This is a genomic window from Paenibacillus sp. HGF5, from assembly GCF_000204455.1.
In the GTDB taxonomy this organism is placed as follows: Bacteria; Bacillota; Bacilli; order Paenibacillales; family Paenibacillaceae; genus Paenibacillus_AQ; species Paenibacillus_AQ lautus_A.
Window position 1 is genome coordinate 42,540 of record NZ_AEXS01000139.1, and the last position, 17,130, is coordinate 59,669.

Sequence of the window (17,130 nt, forward strand, 5' to 3'; positions counted from 1 at the left end):
CCTTTTAACTTCATAAACCTAGTTAAATATTCACTGACCCATTGGATTAAATTGAGGATAAAAATAGCCAATCACTCATCTTGATCTCCTTGTGTTAAATTGCACTAACATGTCTCGTTAGTGCAATGGAGTGTCACCTAATATTATAAAGGAAACATTCCCCATCTGTCTGATAATAATGGCCACCCATTACGCAAAACTGCCCGTTAGCTTAATGAATTGGCATGGAAACCAGTTAGACATTTATCTAAATGGTTATCGGCTCATGTTCTTGTCCATTACGGCAATCGGCACAAGTTCTTGTCCTCGACTCGGGACAAGAACTTGTACCGATAAAACAAAAAAGCCGCTATTTTAGCGACTTTCTATGGGACCATGTTTTTGTCCCTCGACATGATTTCTTTCTTTGGCACTTATACCTATAGCTATGATCCAAAAAGGCAACCGAATGAATTGGTTGACCTCATTCTCCTTCACGTAATTGCGTGAATCATCCCTTCTTCGGTGCGGCGATCTGACGAGCTACCCTATCGGCTAATGTTGCATCTGCCTGGAATAAATAGCCTAACACAACCCTCTGAATCTCATGAGAAACCGCCGATAAGTCACCAGCGAGGTTCTGAACAAGATGATCCTGCTGAACTTGTGTGAGCGATTGGTAGAATTGTCCCGCTTGCGTGAAATTATCGGCTTTCGGAATATCGGATCGAACGAGCCGTCCGGCTACATAGCGACCTTCCCCGCTCGTTACCTGTTCAGTCGGTGACCAGTTTGCTTGATGGTTAATCGGAATTTTGCGGAAATTCGATCCAAGGCGATGCCGCTGTGAATCCCAATAAATATTGCTGCGACCTTGCAGCATTTTATCATCGGACAGCTCGGCACCATCCAGAAGATTTGACGGGGAGAATGCCAGCTTCTCGATCTGCTCCTGATAATTAGTAGGGTTCGTATCCAATACGAGTCGACCCACTGGCAACGGAGGGAAAAGATTCACATCCCACACTTTCGTGTCATCCAGCGGATCGAACGACAGCATCGCCTCATCCTGTGGGTTCATCAACTGCACATACAGCCCGTATTGGACTGGTGTGCCTTTGGCAATCGTGTCATACAGATCTTTACCCGAATAATCCGGGTTCTCGCAGGCCAAACGAGCTGCTTCTTGCGCATCGATATATTGCTCTCCAGCCAACGGAATCCAGCGATATTTGACGTAGAAGCGAACGTTCTGTGCGTTTTTCCAAACATAGGTGTTAACACTGTGTCCTGGCGTATGGCGGAAGCTCTTGACCGTCCCTTCGTCCGAGTACAGACGTACAACGAAATGGGTTGCCTCTGGCGCTGTAGCAATGAAACCCCAGAATCGATTCGGATCGATGAGATTGTTAACTGGTGATGGCAGGAAAGCATGAATTGATTCAGGGAACCGGATCGGGTCTCGTACGAGGAACACAGGGATATGATTACAGAGCAGGTCGAATACGCCATGCTCGGTATAAAATTTCGTCGAGAATCCACGCACGTTGCGGGATGTATCTGGTGTCCCTTTATTGCTGACCGCAAGTGAGAAACGAACTGTAACGGGTACCCGTTGTCCCGGCTGCTGCAAGAAGCACAGGTTCGTATAAGCGGCCATCGAGTGAAGGGTTTCAAAATAACCCATGGCACCAAACCCCTTCACGTGGACCGGACGCTCTAATATCTTTTCGTGGACAAAGGTTTCAAGTGTTTCATGCAGCATGCTGTCCTGTTCCAGAATCGGTCCCCGTTCACCCACCGTCTGCGAATGGTGTTCCGGCGACTGCATAACGCTCCACTGTGATTGAGCATTGTCTCTCTGCCAGCTTCGACCGTTTGCCTGATTGTTAGCTTTGTTACCGTCCATTGATCCGCCTCCCATACCTACATTCTCGGGGATATATATGCATGGCTATGTATGGGTATGACAGCATGTCAAATTGTATATTGAATCGAAATGAGTAAATGTGCATTCCATCACACAGGAGAGAAATCATGTAAACACATAGTCTTGAAATGTAATAATGCAGATGCTTCCACTACGTTATCCGCATAGCTTTCTGCTGCGCTTTCAGACACAGTTCTGCCGCCATAAAAGCGTGCGCTTGGGTCATGGCGTTCTCAGTTCGATTCAAGCAGTCGAGAATCAGTTCGCCGAAGAAGGGATATCCAACCTTACCGGACACTTGAAAATGATACTCTCCTTCTTTGTTGACTAGATAAACATGATCGCTGGCTCGGTCGCGAGCGATATCGATATACTTTCTTAACTCGATGTATCCTTCCGTACCCAAAATGAGCGTACGACCGTCCCCCCAAGTGCCTAACCCGTCCGGTGTGAGCCAGTCAACTCGGAAATAATGCGTGGCTCCGTTATCCCCTAACAGCGTAGCGTCGCCGAAATCCTCAAGCTCCGGGTATTCAAGACTATGGTAATTACCAACTTTGCTGTGGAGCACCTCCGCCTTCTCGCAGCCGGCGTAAAAGAGGAATTGTTCAACTTGGTGACTGCCGATATCGCACAGGATTCCTCCGTAGCGTTCCCTTTGGAAGAACCATTCCGGCCGGGAAGGTGCATTCAGGCGGTGCGGACCGAACCCTGTCACTTGGACTATTCGGCCAATCGCGCCTTGCTGGGTAAGCTGTCCGGCATAAACCGCCGATTCCACATGCAGCCTTTCGCTGTAGTACACCATATACTTTCTTCCGGTTTCACGAACTTTTGCTCTGGCAGATTCCAGTTGCGTAAGCGTCGTAAACGGCGCTTTATCCGTAAAATAATCTTTACCTGCATCCATGGCCCTAAGTCCAAGCGCGCAGCGTTCCGATGTAACAGCCGCCCCTGCGATCAGGTGAACGTCATCATCGGAGAATATCTCGTCTTCGGATGAAGCTATTTTGACTTGAGGAAAGGTTCGCGCAAATGCCTCGGCTTTGGCAGGGTCGCGGTCATATACCCACTTTAACGTTGCTCCCGCTTCGATCAACCCGTTCACCATACCGTAAATATGTCCATGGTCGAGCGCAACAGCGGCGATGATAAATTCGCCCGGCTTCACCACCGGACTGGGCTTCCCCTTCGGGGCATAGTTCATTCCGTCGCTTTTCTGCATCATGATAAGCCTCCCACCCATATCATTTTTTTTCGCCATAATTGCTTCCTGTCGTGATCTTCCCATCCTCAAAATTCTCAATGCTCTTGCCCTTTTGGTAAAAATAAGGAACGTTTTGTTGAGCACCCTCTTGCGTATAGAAGGGATCATTCTTTTGTAGCGGGAGGTGCACGTTCTCTTCCATGCTTGCGGATTTGTAGATGCTCATGATCAACTCCAAAGTGCTGCGGCCGTCTTCTCCGTCGATGAGCACGGGCGTTCCATGCTCGATCGCGCTCAACACATTGTCGATCTGACCAGTATGACCTTCGTACGGCAAATCCGGCATTTCGTCATAGTATTTCTGAATTTTTTCTTCCAGTTCCAAATCGCGTTCAGGGAAGCCGTTCGGCAAGGAAGTGGAAGCCGTTACCCGCCACGGGGCAGAAATCCGTGCATACTTTCCTTGGAAGATGTATTGCTGTTCTTCTCCGTGGTGGACGACGGAGCTGGTTAGCTGTCCCAAAGCTCCATTCGGATATTTCATCATCGCGATGGATAAATCCTCAACCTCGGCATTGTCGTGCGCGACGTTAGCCATGTAAGCTTGTATGTGGCTAGGACGACCAAGCATCCACAGCAATCCATCGATATGATGTACGGCATGATTCAGCGTAGGGCCTCCCCCCTCCTTCTCCCAAGTGCCGCGCCACCATAAATCGTAATAACAATGGCCCCGCCACCAGAAAGAATCCACTTGGGCATGCAGAATCTTGCCGGCCAGGCCGCTATCCAGCACTTGTTTAAGCTTCATAATCGGATTTCTGAATCGATTCTGGGCGATCACGGACAACACCTTGCCGTTATTCCGTGCCGCTTCGATCATGTCATCACATTCCTTAAGCGACGCTGCCATAGGTTTCTCTACAATGACATGGCTTCCTGCGTTCAGGAAATCGACCGCAACCTGAGCATGAACGTACGGGGGCATACAAATGGACACGAGATCGATTCCGTCTTGAAGCAGTTCCTTATAATCGTGTACGATTTTAGCTTCCAGTCCGTACTGCTCCCGCCTCACTTCAGCCTTCTCTGGGTAAAGATCGCATAAGGCAACAATTTTACAGCGGTCCTTAAACTGCAGATAGGCTTCGATATGACTGGGCGAAATTGCACCCGTACCTATAATCGCAACCGTTAACATACGTTATTTTTTGCCTCCCAACTTTATTTTTATATAAAAATTATATCCGGTTCAAACTTATAAATGTGTTTTGCTATGGGGGAAAAATAACGCTAGATTGCGGATTGTATGGTATATTCAATGCATGTACGAAGACGAGGAAGAAGGAGGCAAACAAGTTGTCATTGGTTGCAAGCAACTACAGTATCTCTCCCTTGTACTTTGCCTATAGACGTAAAAGCGAAAATTACGAGCATAAAGAGACTTTCCATTCCCATCTTGGCCTTGAAGTGTTGTTCATTCATCAAGGAAGGGGAACCATGATCGTTAACAACCATAGCTATGAGATTAAGCCGGGCATGCTTTGTATATTTCAGCCCTGTCAACTCCACCACCTAAAGCTTGAATACGACGATCATCAATGCTTCGAACGTTCGATTGCGATTTTTGAACCGACCGTGTTTGAGGTTTATTTTAAACAGTGGCCCGCTCTCCATGAATTTTACAATTATATTTATCTAGGCAATCTTCCTTTCCCTTGTTTATATGAGGTCGACGACCCTTACCTGGACGGTGCATACAAGAGCATGAACGATCGATTCCCGACGCTGTCCAACACGGAAAAATATGAAGAAATTTCGCTGTTTCTTGTTGCACTTTTTCGCTCCTTGAAACCAATCTGGGATAAGCGGAGAGAACGGAGTTCAACTTACCAAACCCGTAAAAATCATCGGGTGGAGCACATCTTAACCTGGATTGAAACGAATTATACGATTCCTTTCCGATTGGACGATATGGCGAAGTCGCTGCATCTATCTCCCTACCATTTGTCACATCTCTTTAAAGAAGCGACAGGGATCAGCATCACGGAATACATAGCAGCCCGAAGGATTCATCAATCCATACAGCTCCTAACAACGACAAAAAAACCGATCTCGCTTATTGCGGAGGAGATCGGATTAACGAATAGCTCTTATTTTTGCAAATTCTTTAAGACGCAAATGGGAATCACGCCGCATCAATATCGAAAAAAATGGACGAGTACTTAAATAACGGGAATGCGCCTGATAATTATATGGACCATATATAAGAAAGGAAGGCTGTATCAAGCATGATCGAAGATAGTAACACTCAAAAATCCCATTTTACTGGATAGATTGTCAACAGTCACGTTTCCGCCGGACTTATTACGAACTGGGATTTAAGAGATATAAGATCAATGATTGATATAATGGTCATATAATTGCTCGAAGGTTGTAAAACGTTCGACTTCTCTACCGACCTTACCATATTCGTCTACATATTCATCCATCATTTCAAGGAACTTCTCTTTCATTACTGGTAAATCACTTGCATCAAAGTACTGCATGAGATCAAATTTCTTGGTTCCTTTCTCCGCAGCCATTTCATCAAGATATCCTTGTGCTCCAAAGGCCGAAAGAAAGGCATAAGAGGCATCGTTCGTTTTAACACTGTTCAAGATTTTATTGCGGTAGTTGCACCACAATTCTTCGTAAGTTCCCCTCAGATTATCAAAAGTCGGAGCGGGTTTAACAATGAAGTTATCACACATCTTTGTATGTAACCTCGTAACGCTGTTCAACATATTAAATGTGGCAATTCGGATATCTTCAATGGTATGAGCTTCGATGACTGACATGTATAAGGATTCGAGATCATCTGGAACATAGCGATACGAGCGTATTTCTTCTAAATAACGCTTGATTCCTCGTTTGATGCACGTGTTATTCATACTGACCAAGGCATTGACCAGATTGTACAGAACGTCGGCAGATGCATGTCTCACTGAACCGATATTATCACCCAGCATCGTATCGCTGTACGCTTGCTTAGCCAGATCGATCCATTTTTTTGCTCGATTAAGACACGCTTCTCCTATCGGCTCCGCAAGGGCATCAAGAGCTTTTTGCCTAAAGTCGTTCAATTTCTCCAAATCCTCAGGCTTTCCATAATAGAGAATTTTGAGCTCGGTTAGGCTCGATACGTTGGGACTCTCTAAAATGGATTGTGCGTGTATTCTTGTATCCCATGGTGTGCAATAGATGTCATAGCCAACGTCATCTAAGATGAAGCAATCGGATATTCCCCATCCTCTTTCTGTATTATTTATGATAATTAAATCAAGATCGCTCTTTTCGTGAAAGTCCCCGGTGCTAAACGAACCTGTAAGCCCAATAATTGCGATATCGTCTAGAAAATCTCTTCTTGCGCGTTCGATCACCATGTTGATCAGCAGTTCATTTTTGTCCAGCAGCTTCTTCTTTATGATTTCGTTCATTCGTTACACCCCTTCGAATGAGCCGGCCGTCCTTCATCACAACAACCTCAATTAGAGTCTACCGATTTAGAGGTGCGGTTGCTATGTATAAGTTGATTTAATTCATCTTTGCACAAAACCGCTAAACCGTCGAAATGACGATTTAGCGGATTACAGTAGTTCTTTTTATTAATAATTTCAGAGAAATTGCCTCTATGTATGATACGGTTCGCCGAGCTTGATCTTAACCACCCTCCACTTTAGCTTAATGAAATTGCATGGAAACATAGTTGGATTCTTATCTAATCGGTAATCGGCTCACGTTCTTGTCCTTTTGGCAATCGGTACAAGTTCATGTCCTGGACTCGGGACAAGAACTTGTACCGATAAAACAAAAAAAGCCGCTAATTTAGCGACTTTCTACGGGACCATGTTCTTGTCCCTCGACAGGAAACAATACTTGTTACTGTTCTTAAAGAGTCTACGAGTCGCCCAATAGGACGACTCCGCATCTCGACTTCTCAGCATTAAGTTCGATAATAGGACAGCACCCAGCACACGCCGTTTCGGTCGGTAACGATAGCCAATAGTCCGTTAAACGGAGCTTCATATGCTTCCGAGTTAATAATCCCTTCGGCCGCAAATTCTCCGTAGATCCTTTGGAACGCTTCCTCCGTCTCGATTCTTAAGAAAACTCTCACATAATCGCCTTTCATTACCGGTTTTGCCGCTTGAGTATCAGCAAACTTAAGGGTTACCCCCTCTACATGCAGGTCCGCGTTAAGCACCTCTTCCCCTTGCTTGCGAAGAATGGCAATCTCACCACCAAACACGCTTTGATAATACTTGATTTCGTCTTTGCAATTCTCCACTACAATGAACGGATTTGCTATCATCATTTACATCCTCCTAATTTTATTTGATCTTATTTAGAACGTGCGATTTCAATGGCATGTGCAACATCTTGCTCGGTAATTAAATAAACGGATACCCAGCCCGAATCGGGATACATATGATGCGGCCTTGCCTTCCCTTCTTCAATCCATCGATCACGTTCCGTTTTCGGGATGAACAGGTCAAACAACGGTTGCCGTGAAGATGCCCAATTTCATTGCCGTTCAACTGAAATTNTCCCCCCCCCCCCCCCGAACTCGATGAGAGGCATAGTAACGCCAGACCATGTCAACAGCTCTTCGCTCAAGCCTGCCCCTCCGTTCCCACTCATTCTTTCATCTCCTACTACTCGCTCAGATTCCGAAGCACGGTTTTAAGCAGGGCTACAAACAAGTCATACTCCTCATCGGTAATGCCCTTCCGGGTTTTGTTCTTAACGCGGTCGAGCGCTTCCTGAACCTTCGGAACCACCTGACGTCCCGATTCTGTCAAATAGAGCAGCTGATAACGGTTATCGGCGGGATCGGCTTCCCTCCGCACGTATCCTTCTGCTTCCAGCTTGGTTATCGCCTTGGCGGTAGTCGTCTTGTCAATGAGCAACTTCTTGCTTAACGCCTTCTGCGTAATTGGCTGCTGAAAAGCAATCGCCATCAGAAATATATACTGTCCGCTTCCGACTCGATATGGCGCCAGCTCGGCTGAGATCAATATCTGCATGTGGCGATAGATGGCTGAGATGTAATGGCCGTGCGATTCCGTTGCGCCCATATCAGGTTGTCTCCAATGCTCGCTCAATTTACTCTCTCCTTAAATAGGGTGTTATTGCAACTAATTTCATAATAAGCCATATAGAATGCTATTGCAACTGTTTTTATGTAAAATTCCACCATAGTAGTAAACCAAAAAAGCTGGCAAATAAGCCAGCTTCTAGTCTTCCCAGTATTCAGTTACTGCGGGCTAAAACTTATTGGTTTACTCACATAAGAAGTACAAACATAAGATGATGACTCGATCCTATTAAGAAAAAGAAGTCTGAGCATTCATAGACAGGCTTTCTCAAAAAACAAAAACCATTAATAAAATTCTCTTACTTAAAAATATTGGGCAATTATAAGACCAACAATAATAACAATGATTAATACTACAGTGCCTTTCCAACCTAAACTACCTACTAAATCGACTAAACCATACTGAGACCTACCATTTCCGTGATTCATATGACCAAATGGATTGTTTTCCAGTTCTTCTTGTCTTAGTCTTTCTCTTGTTTTTTCAGGAGTTTCATAATCATTTCTCATTATTTGCCCCCTAGATAAAAAATTTAAATTAGATATCCAATATCACCAAATTGATGGAGTATTATAATTATAACATAATTATGTTATTTAATGGGATTTGATTGAATGTTGAATGGATCTTAAACTATACTGCCCGTTTTGCTTAAAGCAATTGCATGAAACATGGTTGGATACATATCTAATCGGTAATCGGCTCATGCTCTTGTCATTTTTGTCTTGAAACCTAATCTCTGCCGGTCAACAGTCGTCTCCCTAACTGTAGTCGTGCTTCAAGCTCGATCCTGTCTTTGCAATCTTCGCAGACATGCATTCCTTTAGAATTTCGTTTCACACGGTCGTAATCTTGAGTCCCCTCAATGACATAAAACTCTCTTCTGCAACTATAACAGGTGCAATGAAGACGAAAAAACCCATCGCTTTGCTCTTGCATTGCATCCCCTCCCGTCAATCACGACAAAGTCCAGTATTATTGACATGATAACTGCAACACGATATAACTAAATAAATTCTAAATAACACAGTGTGTTATTTATTTTAATTCATTGTGCTAAATAAAACAAGGGGGCGTTTACCGTTGCCGAAAGTCGTGGACCATGAACAAAAAAGAAAACTGATCGCCGAATCAGCATGGAATATTATTAAAGAAAAAGGTGTCGAACATGCGTCAATCCGTGCCGTTGCAGGTGCGGCAGGGTTGTCACCGGGCGCATTGCGGCATTATTTTTCAACACAGGATGAGCTGTTGTTATTTATCGTGGATTATTATTTGACAAGAGGAGTTGCCAGAACAGAAGAGCGCCTGGAAATAAGCCCTATTCCGATGAATGCAGCGAGGGAAATTCTGTTACAACTGCTCCCTTTAGATGCGGAAAAACGAACTGCCAGCGGCGTCTGGTGGATCTTCGCCATCCGATCCCTCACGAGTTTGGCATTACAAGCTAAAAAAGACGAGCTCACGGACGGACTCCACTACCTGACTAAAGCCGTCCTCGAAATTCTAGATGAGGCGAAACTTCTCCCCTCTTCGGTAGACATTCAACTCGAAACCTTAAGATTGGCTGCGATTGTCGAAGGTTTGACGATACTCGCATTGCTCCGCCCGGAGCTATACACACTGGAGACCGTTGAGCAGATCGTCAGCCGCCATCTTCAGGAGCTATGCTCGCAAGCTACGGATGGATGAGCATGTTGACGATTCCGAAAAACTTGCCGTTATTTATGGTCTGTTATACAAAACACCTCCAAGTAGTCTCCATATCTTACGATATGATGGCATTCTTGAAGGTGTTTTTAATTTCTCTCACGTTATGGGGTTAGTCGCGTCCTCACAATACAGTGAATTTGAGATCCTTATTTATGTTTTAGATGTTATGTTCCCACGTCATTCGAACAATTTGGGTACAGCCCTTTTCCCGTGTGTGATATGCCCTGTTTCACTGCTTATGGCAGCGCTTGTGGTTATTCGCTCATTCTTAGTATCCTTTAGCCCGCTAAACATTATAATTGGGCTAAGTATTTTGCAGTGCGTATTAACTGGCTGGTAAAGGAGTTCTCGTTATCATACCACGCAGCAATTTTCACCAATGTATCTGTTCCTAGCTCTGTTACCTTTGTCTGTGTTGCGTCAAACAAACTGCCGTAAGTCATGCCGATAATATCAGACGAAACAAGCTGTTCATCTGTATACCCATATTCCTTCGATTGGGACTGTTCCATCTTCTTATTGACCTGCTCTGCTGTCACGGAGCCGCCTACCACTGCGGTTAATTCTGTCAGTGAGCCCGCCATGACCGGCACCCTTTGCGATGTTCCATCCAGCTTGCCATCCAAGGACGGGATCACTAGCCCGATTGCCTTTGCTGCACCGGTTGAGGTCGGGATGATATTGCCCGCCGCAGAACGCGCCCGCCGCAGGTCAACTTTGGGATGGGGTCCATCCAAGGTATTCTGGTCGTTTGTGTAAGCGTGAATGGTCGTCATAAATCCCTTTTTGAGTGGTGCAAGCTCGTTCAAGAAATACGCCATTGGCGCAAGGCAGTTCGTCGTACAGGAAGCAGCCGAAACAATGGTATCGTCCTTAGACAACGTATGTTCATTGATACCGAAAACAATAGTGGGAACATCGTTCCCGGCGGTGGTGGAGATCAGCACCTTTTTGGCACCTGCTTCAATATGTGCTGCTGACGCTTTTTTGATGCGAAGAAGCCCGTGCATTCCAGAACAACGTCTATTTGCAGTTCTTTCCACGGGAGCTTTCCGGGGTCTTTTTCGGCATAGATCGGAATATCTACACCGTTCACGTTCAAGCTGTTATCGCTATAGCAAATCTTGGCATCATAACGCCCTTGCGTGGTGTCATGCTGCAGCAAGTGCGCAAGCATCTGCGGACTTGTAAGATCATTAATGGCTGCAACTCTATATCCTTCAGTATCAAAAAGCTGCCGAAATGCAAGTCTGCCAATTCTGCCAAAACCGTTAATTGCGATGTTAATTGCCATCATCATAACCACCTTTCTGTCAGTATCCAAATTATATCCCTTGAATTTTTGTGATACACTGTCATAAGTGAAGCATTTAACTATACTATCTGTCAGGTGAGAATCATGCCACAAATTGACCGCCATAAAAACAGAACGGTAAATATCGAATTTGTAGCTGCCGAGGATTTTGCACATATTCCCTACCCGGAGCGGTTTACTCTCGTTTTTGTTACGAATGGATGTATAAAAGGGATATTTAACGAACGCCCGGTCACTATTTCAGCACCAGCGATTCTTTGTTTGTCTGCAGAGGATACGATACAAGTTATAGAAAAACACAACGCTTCAGCATCATCATTTTGTTTTCATCCGGATTTTCTTAACTCGACTCCCCATTCTGAAACAGAAGATTACTTTCCGTCCGATTTGAAAATACAAACAGGTCTTTCGCTGTTTCGTAAGTCTCCTGAACGAACTGGGATACCTCGCATAACCGAGAAGGCATATCCACAATTATTTGAGTGGTTCTTTGTGCTTGGCACAGAAGTGTATGCCCAAAGCGATGCACTCTGGGCATGTAGAATAAAAAAATATTTTATACAAATATTGGGGGTTCTTGAAGATTTAAACCGTCACAGCGAGCAATCACCTGTAGATTTAGTTCTGGAATATATACACACCCATTATTCGGATAAAATCATCCTGGAAGATTTAACAAAATGCGCGTACTTGAACCGCGTTTCGCTTAATAAGATGTTTCAGGAAAGATGCGGGTGCACAGCGATGGGTTACTTACTGTCGCACCGCTTGAAGGTTGCGGGGAATCTGCTGACTCATACAGATATGAGCTTAAATGAAATTGCACGTGCTACCGGATTTGAGTATGACACTTACTTCATAAAACAATTTTCGGCTAAAAAAGGCATGTCACCAACAACATATCGGGAAATCTCCCGCAAGTTCTCTGCTGCCCAATGATGAAGGAAATCTAGACTGCCTTGGGTGTGAACCGGCTTTGGTATTGTTGCAATACTGCACGTCGCCCACGGTTGCCACCCGCCGAATTCGGTGCTTCAAGCCGACGAAACTGCGCACCGTCTCCTGGATTGACTCAATCGGAGTCCAGTCCATTTTTTATTAAGTAGCCATAGGATTTTTAATCCTATGGCTCATTTTTTTAAATAACAAGATGGAAAGAAGTAAAGCTATGCTTACAGCGGCCAAACCCAGCCAATTTAAATACAGGACAGATGTGCGACTGATGACAACCCCGCCTAATCCAGATCCCAATGCAAAACCAAATTGGATGAACGAGGTATTTACGCTAAGGGCGATGTCTGGATTTCGAGGCGCTAGAGTAACCAAATATAGTTGCTGGGCAGGGGAAATACTCCACGTTGCTAACATAAAAATCATTAAATTCAAAATTAATACCAAGAGATGGACACCGGCTAGAGCGAATAAAAGAAGAGTCGCCCCTTGTAACAGGAGCCCGAGACATATGGTAAACTTCGATCCCTTTGCATCTGCCAATTGTCCACCCACTCTTGAGCCGACAAAGCTGCAAACTCCCGCCAGGAATAAAACACCGCTAATTTGGGCTATGGAAAGAGAAGATGTAGCCTGCAAGAAAGGCGTAATATAAGTGAACAGTGTAGAATAGCCGCCGATGTACAATAAAGTAATAACCAAGGCGGTCAGAATGGATGAATTCCTTAAAATGGAGACCTGCATTCTGAGGGTAACCTTTTCTTCTTCTTTGATTGCCGGAACCTTTTTATAGATGATAAGTAATGGAAAAACACTTAATAAACCAATTAAGATAAATAGAACTCTCCAGCCAAACATCTCACTAAAAAATGTGCCCATGGGAACACCAAGCACCAGCGAGCTGCTAAGTCCCATCAAAATAATACCGATAGCATTGCCTCTTTTTTCTTTTTCAACGAGTCGTGTCGCTACTGCCATGGCCACTACGGTTGCGATTCCTCCGCTAGCTCCTTGTATAATTCGTACCCATAGTACTATTTCATAAGGAAGATCTACAAACATAAATCCATTGCTGGCAATAAATATACTTAGGGTGGCTATCAGCAGCTTCTTCCGATCTGCATTGATCGTCACTGCAATCAAAATCGGAGCGACAATGGCCGCGGCAAGAGCAAACACAGTCACCAGTAACCCAGTTTCGGAAGTTGATACTCCCAAGTCCACAGCAATCATCTCAATGATTCCTGTAATAATATATTCAATGGTTCCAATCAAAAAAACGGCTAGTGCCAAGACGTAGATGATCCCTTTATTTTTCAATTTATTCCAACCCACCTTCTTCAGTTATCTATTTAGTATTGGAATTTGTATTTCGATGAATTGTGCATCTCGTTCTGGAGATAACGATATATACAGTTCTCTACCCGCTTCGTTTTCTTTGATCTGATAGTTATTTTTCTCAATCCATTTCGCTATATGAATACAGGCCGCAACATCAAATTTCGAATTTGAATGAAAAGCCATTGTAGCCATCATCGGTTCAGGAGGAAGAATCCGTAGTTGAAATGGCTCTAGAGATGATTGGAGCTCACAGGTTAAGAAATAACCGACTTCAAACTCAAACTCTTCCTCTTTTCCGTCTATGTTTTTCCACAAAACAACTTGAGGGCCTTGGATCAACTGGCGTATTTCCGTTGTTAATAACAGATCCAATTGATGAAATAACCCTGGTATGTCTTCTTCTCTTCCGTATGCTTTTTGAAAAAGAAATGTTTGTGCACCTTCGGATTTGATTCGTATATCTTGGCCAGTTTCGAATTGTCCCTCTCTTTCTATAAGCTGCATACGCTCCTCAATCCTGACAAGTTTGGCTTGTTCCGAATCGATTTTTTGCTGAATTTCGCTTCTTTTCAGCTTAAACATGCCTTGAATATTCTCTAATGTAATATCTTCCTCGAGCAGCTGTGTGATTTGGGGCAATGTAAAACCCAATTCCTTATAAATTAAAATTCGATTGAGCTCAAGAAGCTGATCTGCAGAATAGTACCGGTAACCCGTATCGTGGTCTACCTTTCTCGGCTTAAGTATGCCAATCTGGTCGTAATAACGCAGTGTTTTTAGGGAGAGCTTGCTTAGCCTGGAAAATGCACTGATTTTGAACAAAGTATCATCTCCAATCCATATCATAATGTGAGTATACAGTCTCCCGTGCAGGGGAAAGTCAAACCCTAATAAGATATACAACAGAACATAAGAGTACGGTTTCCAGAAAACCGTACTCTCTAGCTCTATCCATATATATTCGACTTTAGTTTACTGGCCGAGAAGTCCGGCCAAGGAATCCAGCGGCTTTCCCTAAATAACAAGCCGGCTTCTCCCTATTCATCACAGCTGTGGCAATAGATATCGAAAAAGGTAGCCGGCTTTGGAGTCGGCTACCTTCAATGTCTTCATTGAGATATATCATGTCCCGTTAACGTAATCTACTTTTAAAGTCAGAGTCATCTAATCGTCTGGTAAACGAGGCCTATGGCTCCAGAATCAAATGTCGTGTTTTCGATAAGTTTAAGATTGATCTTCTCCCTGAGACCTTGGAATAACGGCAACCCGCTGCCGATCAGGACGGGAGAAACCGTAATTTTATACTCATCTATTAAATCAAGCTGCATAAGGTAGTGTGCGAACCTAGGACTGCCGAGGATGACCATATCCTTGCCTGGCTGCTGTTTGAGGTTTTTGATCTCTTCCTCGACATCTTCTTTCACCAGTCTGGAATTGTTCCATTCGACGTTCTCCAGCGTCGTTGAAAAAACGACTTTGGCTGTCTTTTCGATCCACTCGGCATGATTAAGTTCATGCTGTGAAGCTGATGGGTTCGAGGGCACAGATGGCCAGTAACTGTGCATCATCTGATAAGTTCCACGTCCCCAAATGACAGTGTCGGCAGTACTCAGAATTTCTTTTGCGTGCTTCTCCAAATCAGCATCGTAAGCAACCCAGCCAATGTCCATTTCACCGTTCGGCCCTTCTACAAAACCGTCAAGCGATGCGTGCAAAAATAGAACAAGTTTTCTCATTTTCAGTTCTCCTTTGTTCATGAGGGATCTCTACATTAACTACATTATAGGACAACTCAGCTTGGGTTGTTTCTTACGGATTGCTAATCACAAATGGGTTCTCAGCTAGCTGTATAACTGACTCGCTGACGAATGATGGAACTGTATCAAAAGTAGTAGGAGATTAATTAAAGCATAAATTAGAAAAGGAGAAGCGCTGGAATGCCTCACCTTCTTCTTCTTCTATCAAATCACACCCATAAACGACCTGTTTCGCAGGTGTTCTTCACTCGCGTTTATTGATCCATGGTTTCTATAACAACAGCCTTACCAAAATCTTCGCTTAGCAGAATCTCAATTAATTTGTGCGCAGTGTATTCAGGCGTTTGTAGCTTCCCTTCCTCAGAAAGTTGAATGAATTCATTAACATAAGGGAAAAGATCATTACTTACGGATCGAATTTCCGATTGTAAATTGGTATCGATCATACCTGGATATACAGCGACTACTTTTGCTGGATATGTCACGCGCTTTTGCTCAATGTCTATACTCTTCGTAAATGAGTCAAGGCCGGCTTTTGCAGTGCTGTAACAGCTTTGTGAGGGTAATAAATATTTTGCGGATGCTGAGGATATGTTTAGAATTCTTTTATCCACATTCATATCTTTGGTACGTTTAAGATAGTTAGCTGTTATTATCATTGGTGCTAATAGATTTAAATGGATGTTCTCTATTATTTGATCCGTTTCTATCCGTTCAATTGGGCTCACAGGAGTCAACATGGCAGCATTATTGATAAGATAGATCGCATCATCGTTGGAATAAAGCTCAATTTGACGGAAGATGTCTTCAAAAAGTTGATCAATCTCGCCAAAGTTTGTTAAATCAAAATTATAATAATCAATTCTGCAGTCCCTCTCCTTGGCTAGATCGATAATCCGTTGGTTCGAAGTTCTAGAAATGCATATAAGGTGATGGTTCTTATCGATTAATTGATTAGCCAACGATTCACCAATACCTCTTGATGTACCTGTAATCAATATATGTTTCAACCGGATCCCTCCCTATAAGTTAACTATGTATTTTCTCGAATAATGATTCTATTAACAGTCTCTTCCCAAATCATCTGATACTCCAAATCCATCTTCATCATCTTACATCTAGACAAATTATCAATAAGAAGGGCAAGAATTTTAGCACTGACTTCGATTTTTGTAGGTTCAACTAGACCCAGATCACTGCCTTTTAATAATAAATTATAGAAACCCTTGATAAAATCTTGTTGAACTTTCAATAAGGGAGCCCTAAATTGCTCATCACGCTCGGCTAGCATAGTGAACTCACTAAGCACTCTTAATGTTGAACGATACTCTTCATCATCGCTTGGCAGCATATTTAAACCGCCCCGAATCATCGTCTCTACAAAATTGTCTTTATTAACGGATTCAGCATCAAAGTAAGCAGCAAAATAATGATCCCTAAAAATATAGTCGAATGTTCGGCTAATCAACTCTTCCTTTGTTGCAAAATGGTAGTATATAGAGGATTTGGTTATGCCTACTTTTTTAGAAATCAAGCCCAAACTCGTTCTCTCTATCCCATGCTCTGCAAACAGCTCATATGCTGCTTGGACGATATGACTTGATGTAATCTCTCTTTTCTTGATAACCTTCAGGCTCCCTTCATCTGAATTAATGCCATTATAAGGATTATCATAATGTATTGTCAATAATTTAACGACCGATCGTTTAAAAAATAAATCTATCTAATCGGTACAAGTTCTTGTCCCCAGCCATGTACAATAAACTTATACCGATAAAATAAAAAGCCGCTAAAAT

The 17,130-nt window shown here is 43.6% G+C and carries 16 protein-coding genes and 1 pseudogene; 3 read left to right on the forward strand and 14 right to left on the reverse strand.

All coding sequences use genetic code 11. The features are described 5' to 3' along the window. Nucleotides 1-490: 490 nt before the first annotated feature. From HMPREF9412_RS21525 to HMPREF9412_RS21535, 3 genes are all read right to left on the reverse strand, one after another. Nucleotides 491-1,888, reverse strand: coding sequence for a catalase (locus HMPREF9412_RS21525; protein WP_009593853.1), 1,398 nt, complete (start codon nucleotides 1,886-1,888; stop codon nucleotides 491-493). A gap of 172 nt (nucleotides 1,889-2,060) precedes the next feature. Continuing rightward, nucleotides 2,061-3,134, reverse strand: a complete 1,074-nt coding sequence (locus HMPREF9412_RS21530) for a Gfo/Idh/MocA family protein (RefSeq protein WP_036673037.1) — start codon at nucleotides 3,132-3,134, stop codon at nucleotides 2,061-2,063. A gap of 22 nt (nucleotides 3,135-3,156) precedes the next feature. Continuing rightward, complete coding sequence (locus HMPREF9412_RS21535) at nucleotides 3,157-4,317, reverse strand: Gfo/Idh/MocA family protein (RefSeq protein WP_009593875.1); 1,161 nt, start codon at nucleotides 4,315-4,317, stop codon at nucleotides 3,157-3,159. Between the two features lie 158 nt (nucleotides 4,318-4,475). Here HMPREF9412_RS21535 and HMPREF9412_RS21540 point away from each other — a divergent pair, with 158 nt between their 5' ends. Further along, complete coding sequence (locus HMPREF9412_RS21540) at nucleotides 4,476-5,345, forward strand: AraC family transcriptional regulator (protein ID WP_009593884.1); 870 nt, start codon at nucleotides 4,476-4,478, stop codon at nucleotides 5,343-5,345. Nucleotides 5,346-5,512: 167 nt separating this feature from the next. Here HMPREF9412_RS21540 and HMPREF9412_RS21545 read toward each other — a convergent pair whose 3' ends face one another. The 5 genes from HMPREF9412_RS21545 to HMPREF9412_RS21560 form a co-directional block, all read right to left on the reverse strand. Then, the gene (locus tag HMPREF9412_RS21545; RefSeq protein WP_009593882.1) at nucleotides 5,513-6,595 is read right to left on the reverse strand and encodes a nucleotidyltransferase domain-containing protein; all 1,083 of its coding nucleotides are present in this window, start codon (nucleotides 6,593-6,595) and stop codon (nucleotides 5,513-5,515) included. 506 nt (nucleotides 6,596-7,101) lie between these two features. Beyond that, on the reverse strand, nucleotides 7,102-7,473 hold the full coding sequence (locus HMPREF9412_RS21550) for a VOC family protein (RefSeq protein ID WP_009593881.1): 372 nt from the start codon (nucleotides 7,471-7,473) through the stop codon (nucleotides 7,102-7,104). Nucleotides 7,474-7,499: 26 nt separating this feature from the next. After that, complete coding sequence (locus HMPREF9412_RS33425; protein ID WP_009593892.1) at nucleotides 7,500-7,658, reverse strand: luciferase domain-containing protein; 159 nt, start codon at nucleotides 7,656-7,658, stop codon at nucleotides 7,500-7,502. A 155-nt stretch (nucleotides 7,659-7,813) separates the two neighbouring features. Next, the gene (locus tag HMPREF9412_RS21555) at nucleotides 7,814-8,263 is read right to left on the reverse strand and encodes a MarR family winged helix-turn-helix transcriptional regulator (protein WP_254664092.1); all 450 of its coding nucleotides are present in this window, start codon (nucleotides 8,261-8,263) and stop codon (nucleotides 7,814-7,816) included. A 296-nt stretch (nucleotides 8,264-8,559) separates the two neighbouring features. After that, the gene (locus HMPREF9412_RS21560) at nucleotides 8,560-8,766 is read right to left on the reverse strand and encodes a DUF6366 family protein (RefSeq protein ID WP_036673026.1); all 207 of its coding nucleotides are present in this window, start codon (nucleotides 8,764-8,766) and stop codon (nucleotides 8,560-8,562) included. A 574-nt stretch (nucleotides 8,767-9,340) separates the two neighbouring features. Here HMPREF9412_RS21560 and HMPREF9412_RS21570 point away from each other — a divergent pair. Further along, entirely contained in the window at nucleotides 9,341-9,949 is a 609-nt protein-coding gene (locus HMPREF9412_RS21570; protein WP_009593869.1) for a TetR/AcrR family transcriptional regulator, read from the forward strand. 314 nt (nucleotides 9,950-10,263) lie between these two features. Here the strand turns inward: HMPREF9412_RS21570 and gap are convergent. Beyond that, nucleotides 10,264-11,264: pseudogene (gap, locus tag HMPREF9412_RS21575) on the reverse strand (type I glyceraldehyde-3-phosphate dehydrogenase). 105 nt (nucleotides 11,265-11,369) lie between these two features. Here gap and HMPREF9412_RS21580 point away from each other — a divergent pair. Continuing rightward, entirely contained in the window at nucleotides 11,370-12,224 is an 855-nt protein-coding gene (locus HMPREF9412_RS21580) for an AraC family transcriptional regulator (RefSeq protein WP_009593867.1), read from the forward strand. A gap of 159 nt (nucleotides 12,225-12,383) precedes the next feature. Here HMPREF9412_RS21580 and HMPREF9412_RS21585 read toward each other — a convergent pair whose 3' ends face one another. From HMPREF9412_RS21585 to HMPREF9412_RS21605, 5 genes are all read right to left on the reverse strand, one after another. Continuing rightward, nucleotides 12,384-13,556 (reverse strand): MFS transporter, encoded by a 1,173-nt coding sequence (locus HMPREF9412_RS21585; RefSeq protein WP_009593873.1) that lies wholly within the window; start codon nucleotides 13,554-13,556, stop codon nucleotides 12,384-12,386. Between the two features lie 24 nt (nucleotides 13,557-13,580). Further along, nucleotides 13,581-14,399: a MerR family transcriptional regulator gene (locus tag HMPREF9412_RS21590; RefSeq protein ID WP_009593868.1), complete on the reverse strand. Its 819-nt coding sequence runs from the start codon at nucleotides 14,397-14,399 to the stop codon at nucleotides 13,581-13,583. Between the two features lie 338 nt (nucleotides 14,400-14,737). Next, entirely contained in the window at nucleotides 14,738-15,313 is a 576-nt protein-coding gene (locus HMPREF9412_RS21595; RefSeq protein WP_009593885.1) for a dihydrofolate reductase family protein, read from the reverse strand. Between the two features lie 275 nt (nucleotides 15,314-15,588). Continuing rightward, a complete protein-coding gene (locus HMPREF9412_RS21600; protein ID WP_009593841.1) occupies nucleotides 15,589-16,344 on the reverse strand; it encodes a (S)-benzoin forming benzil reductase in 756 nt (251 codons plus the stop codon). Between the two features lie 23 nt (nucleotides 16,345-16,367). Continuing rightward, complete coding sequence (locus HMPREF9412_RS21605; protein ID WP_009593880.1) at nucleotides 16,368-17,021, reverse strand: TetR/AcrR family transcriptional regulator; 654 nt, start codon at nucleotides 17,019-17,021, stop codon at nucleotides 16,368-16,370. Nucleotides 17,022-17,130 lie beyond the last annotated feature (109 nt).

Coding starts and splice junctions, on each gene's coding strand:
- HMPREF9412_RS21525 (WP_009593853.1), bottom strand. CDS start 1,888: ATGGACGGTAACAAAGCTAACAATCAGGCAAACGGTCGAAGCTGGCAG.
- HMPREF9412_RS21530 (WP_036673037.1), bottom strand. CDS start 3,134: ATGCAGAAAAGCGACGGAATGAACTATGCCCCGAAGGGGAAGCCCAGT.
- HMPREF9412_RS21535 (WP_009593875.1), bottom strand. CDS start 4,317: ATGTTAACGGTTGCGATTATAGGTACGGGTGCAATTTCGCCCAGTCAT.
- HMPREF9412_RS21545 (WP_009593882.1), bottom strand. CDS start 6,595: ATGAACGAAATCATAAAGAAGAAGCTGCTGGACAAAAATGAACTGCTG.
- HMPREF9412_RS21550 (WP_009593881.1), bottom strand. CDS start 7,473: ATGATGATAGCAAATCCGTTCATTGTAGTGGAGAATTGCAAAGACGAA.
- HMPREF9412_RS21560 (WP_036673026.1), bottom strand. CDS start 8,766: ATGAGAAATGATTATGAAACTCCTGAAAAAACAAGAGAAAGACTAAGA.
- HMPREF9412_RS21580 (WP_009593867.1), top strand. CDS start 11,370: ATGCCACAAATTGACCGCCATAAAAACAGAACGGTAAATATCGAATTT.
- HMPREF9412_RS21595 (WP_009593885.1), bottom strand. CDS start 15,313: ATGAGAAAACTTGTTCTATTTTTGCACGCATCGCTTGACGGTTTTGTA.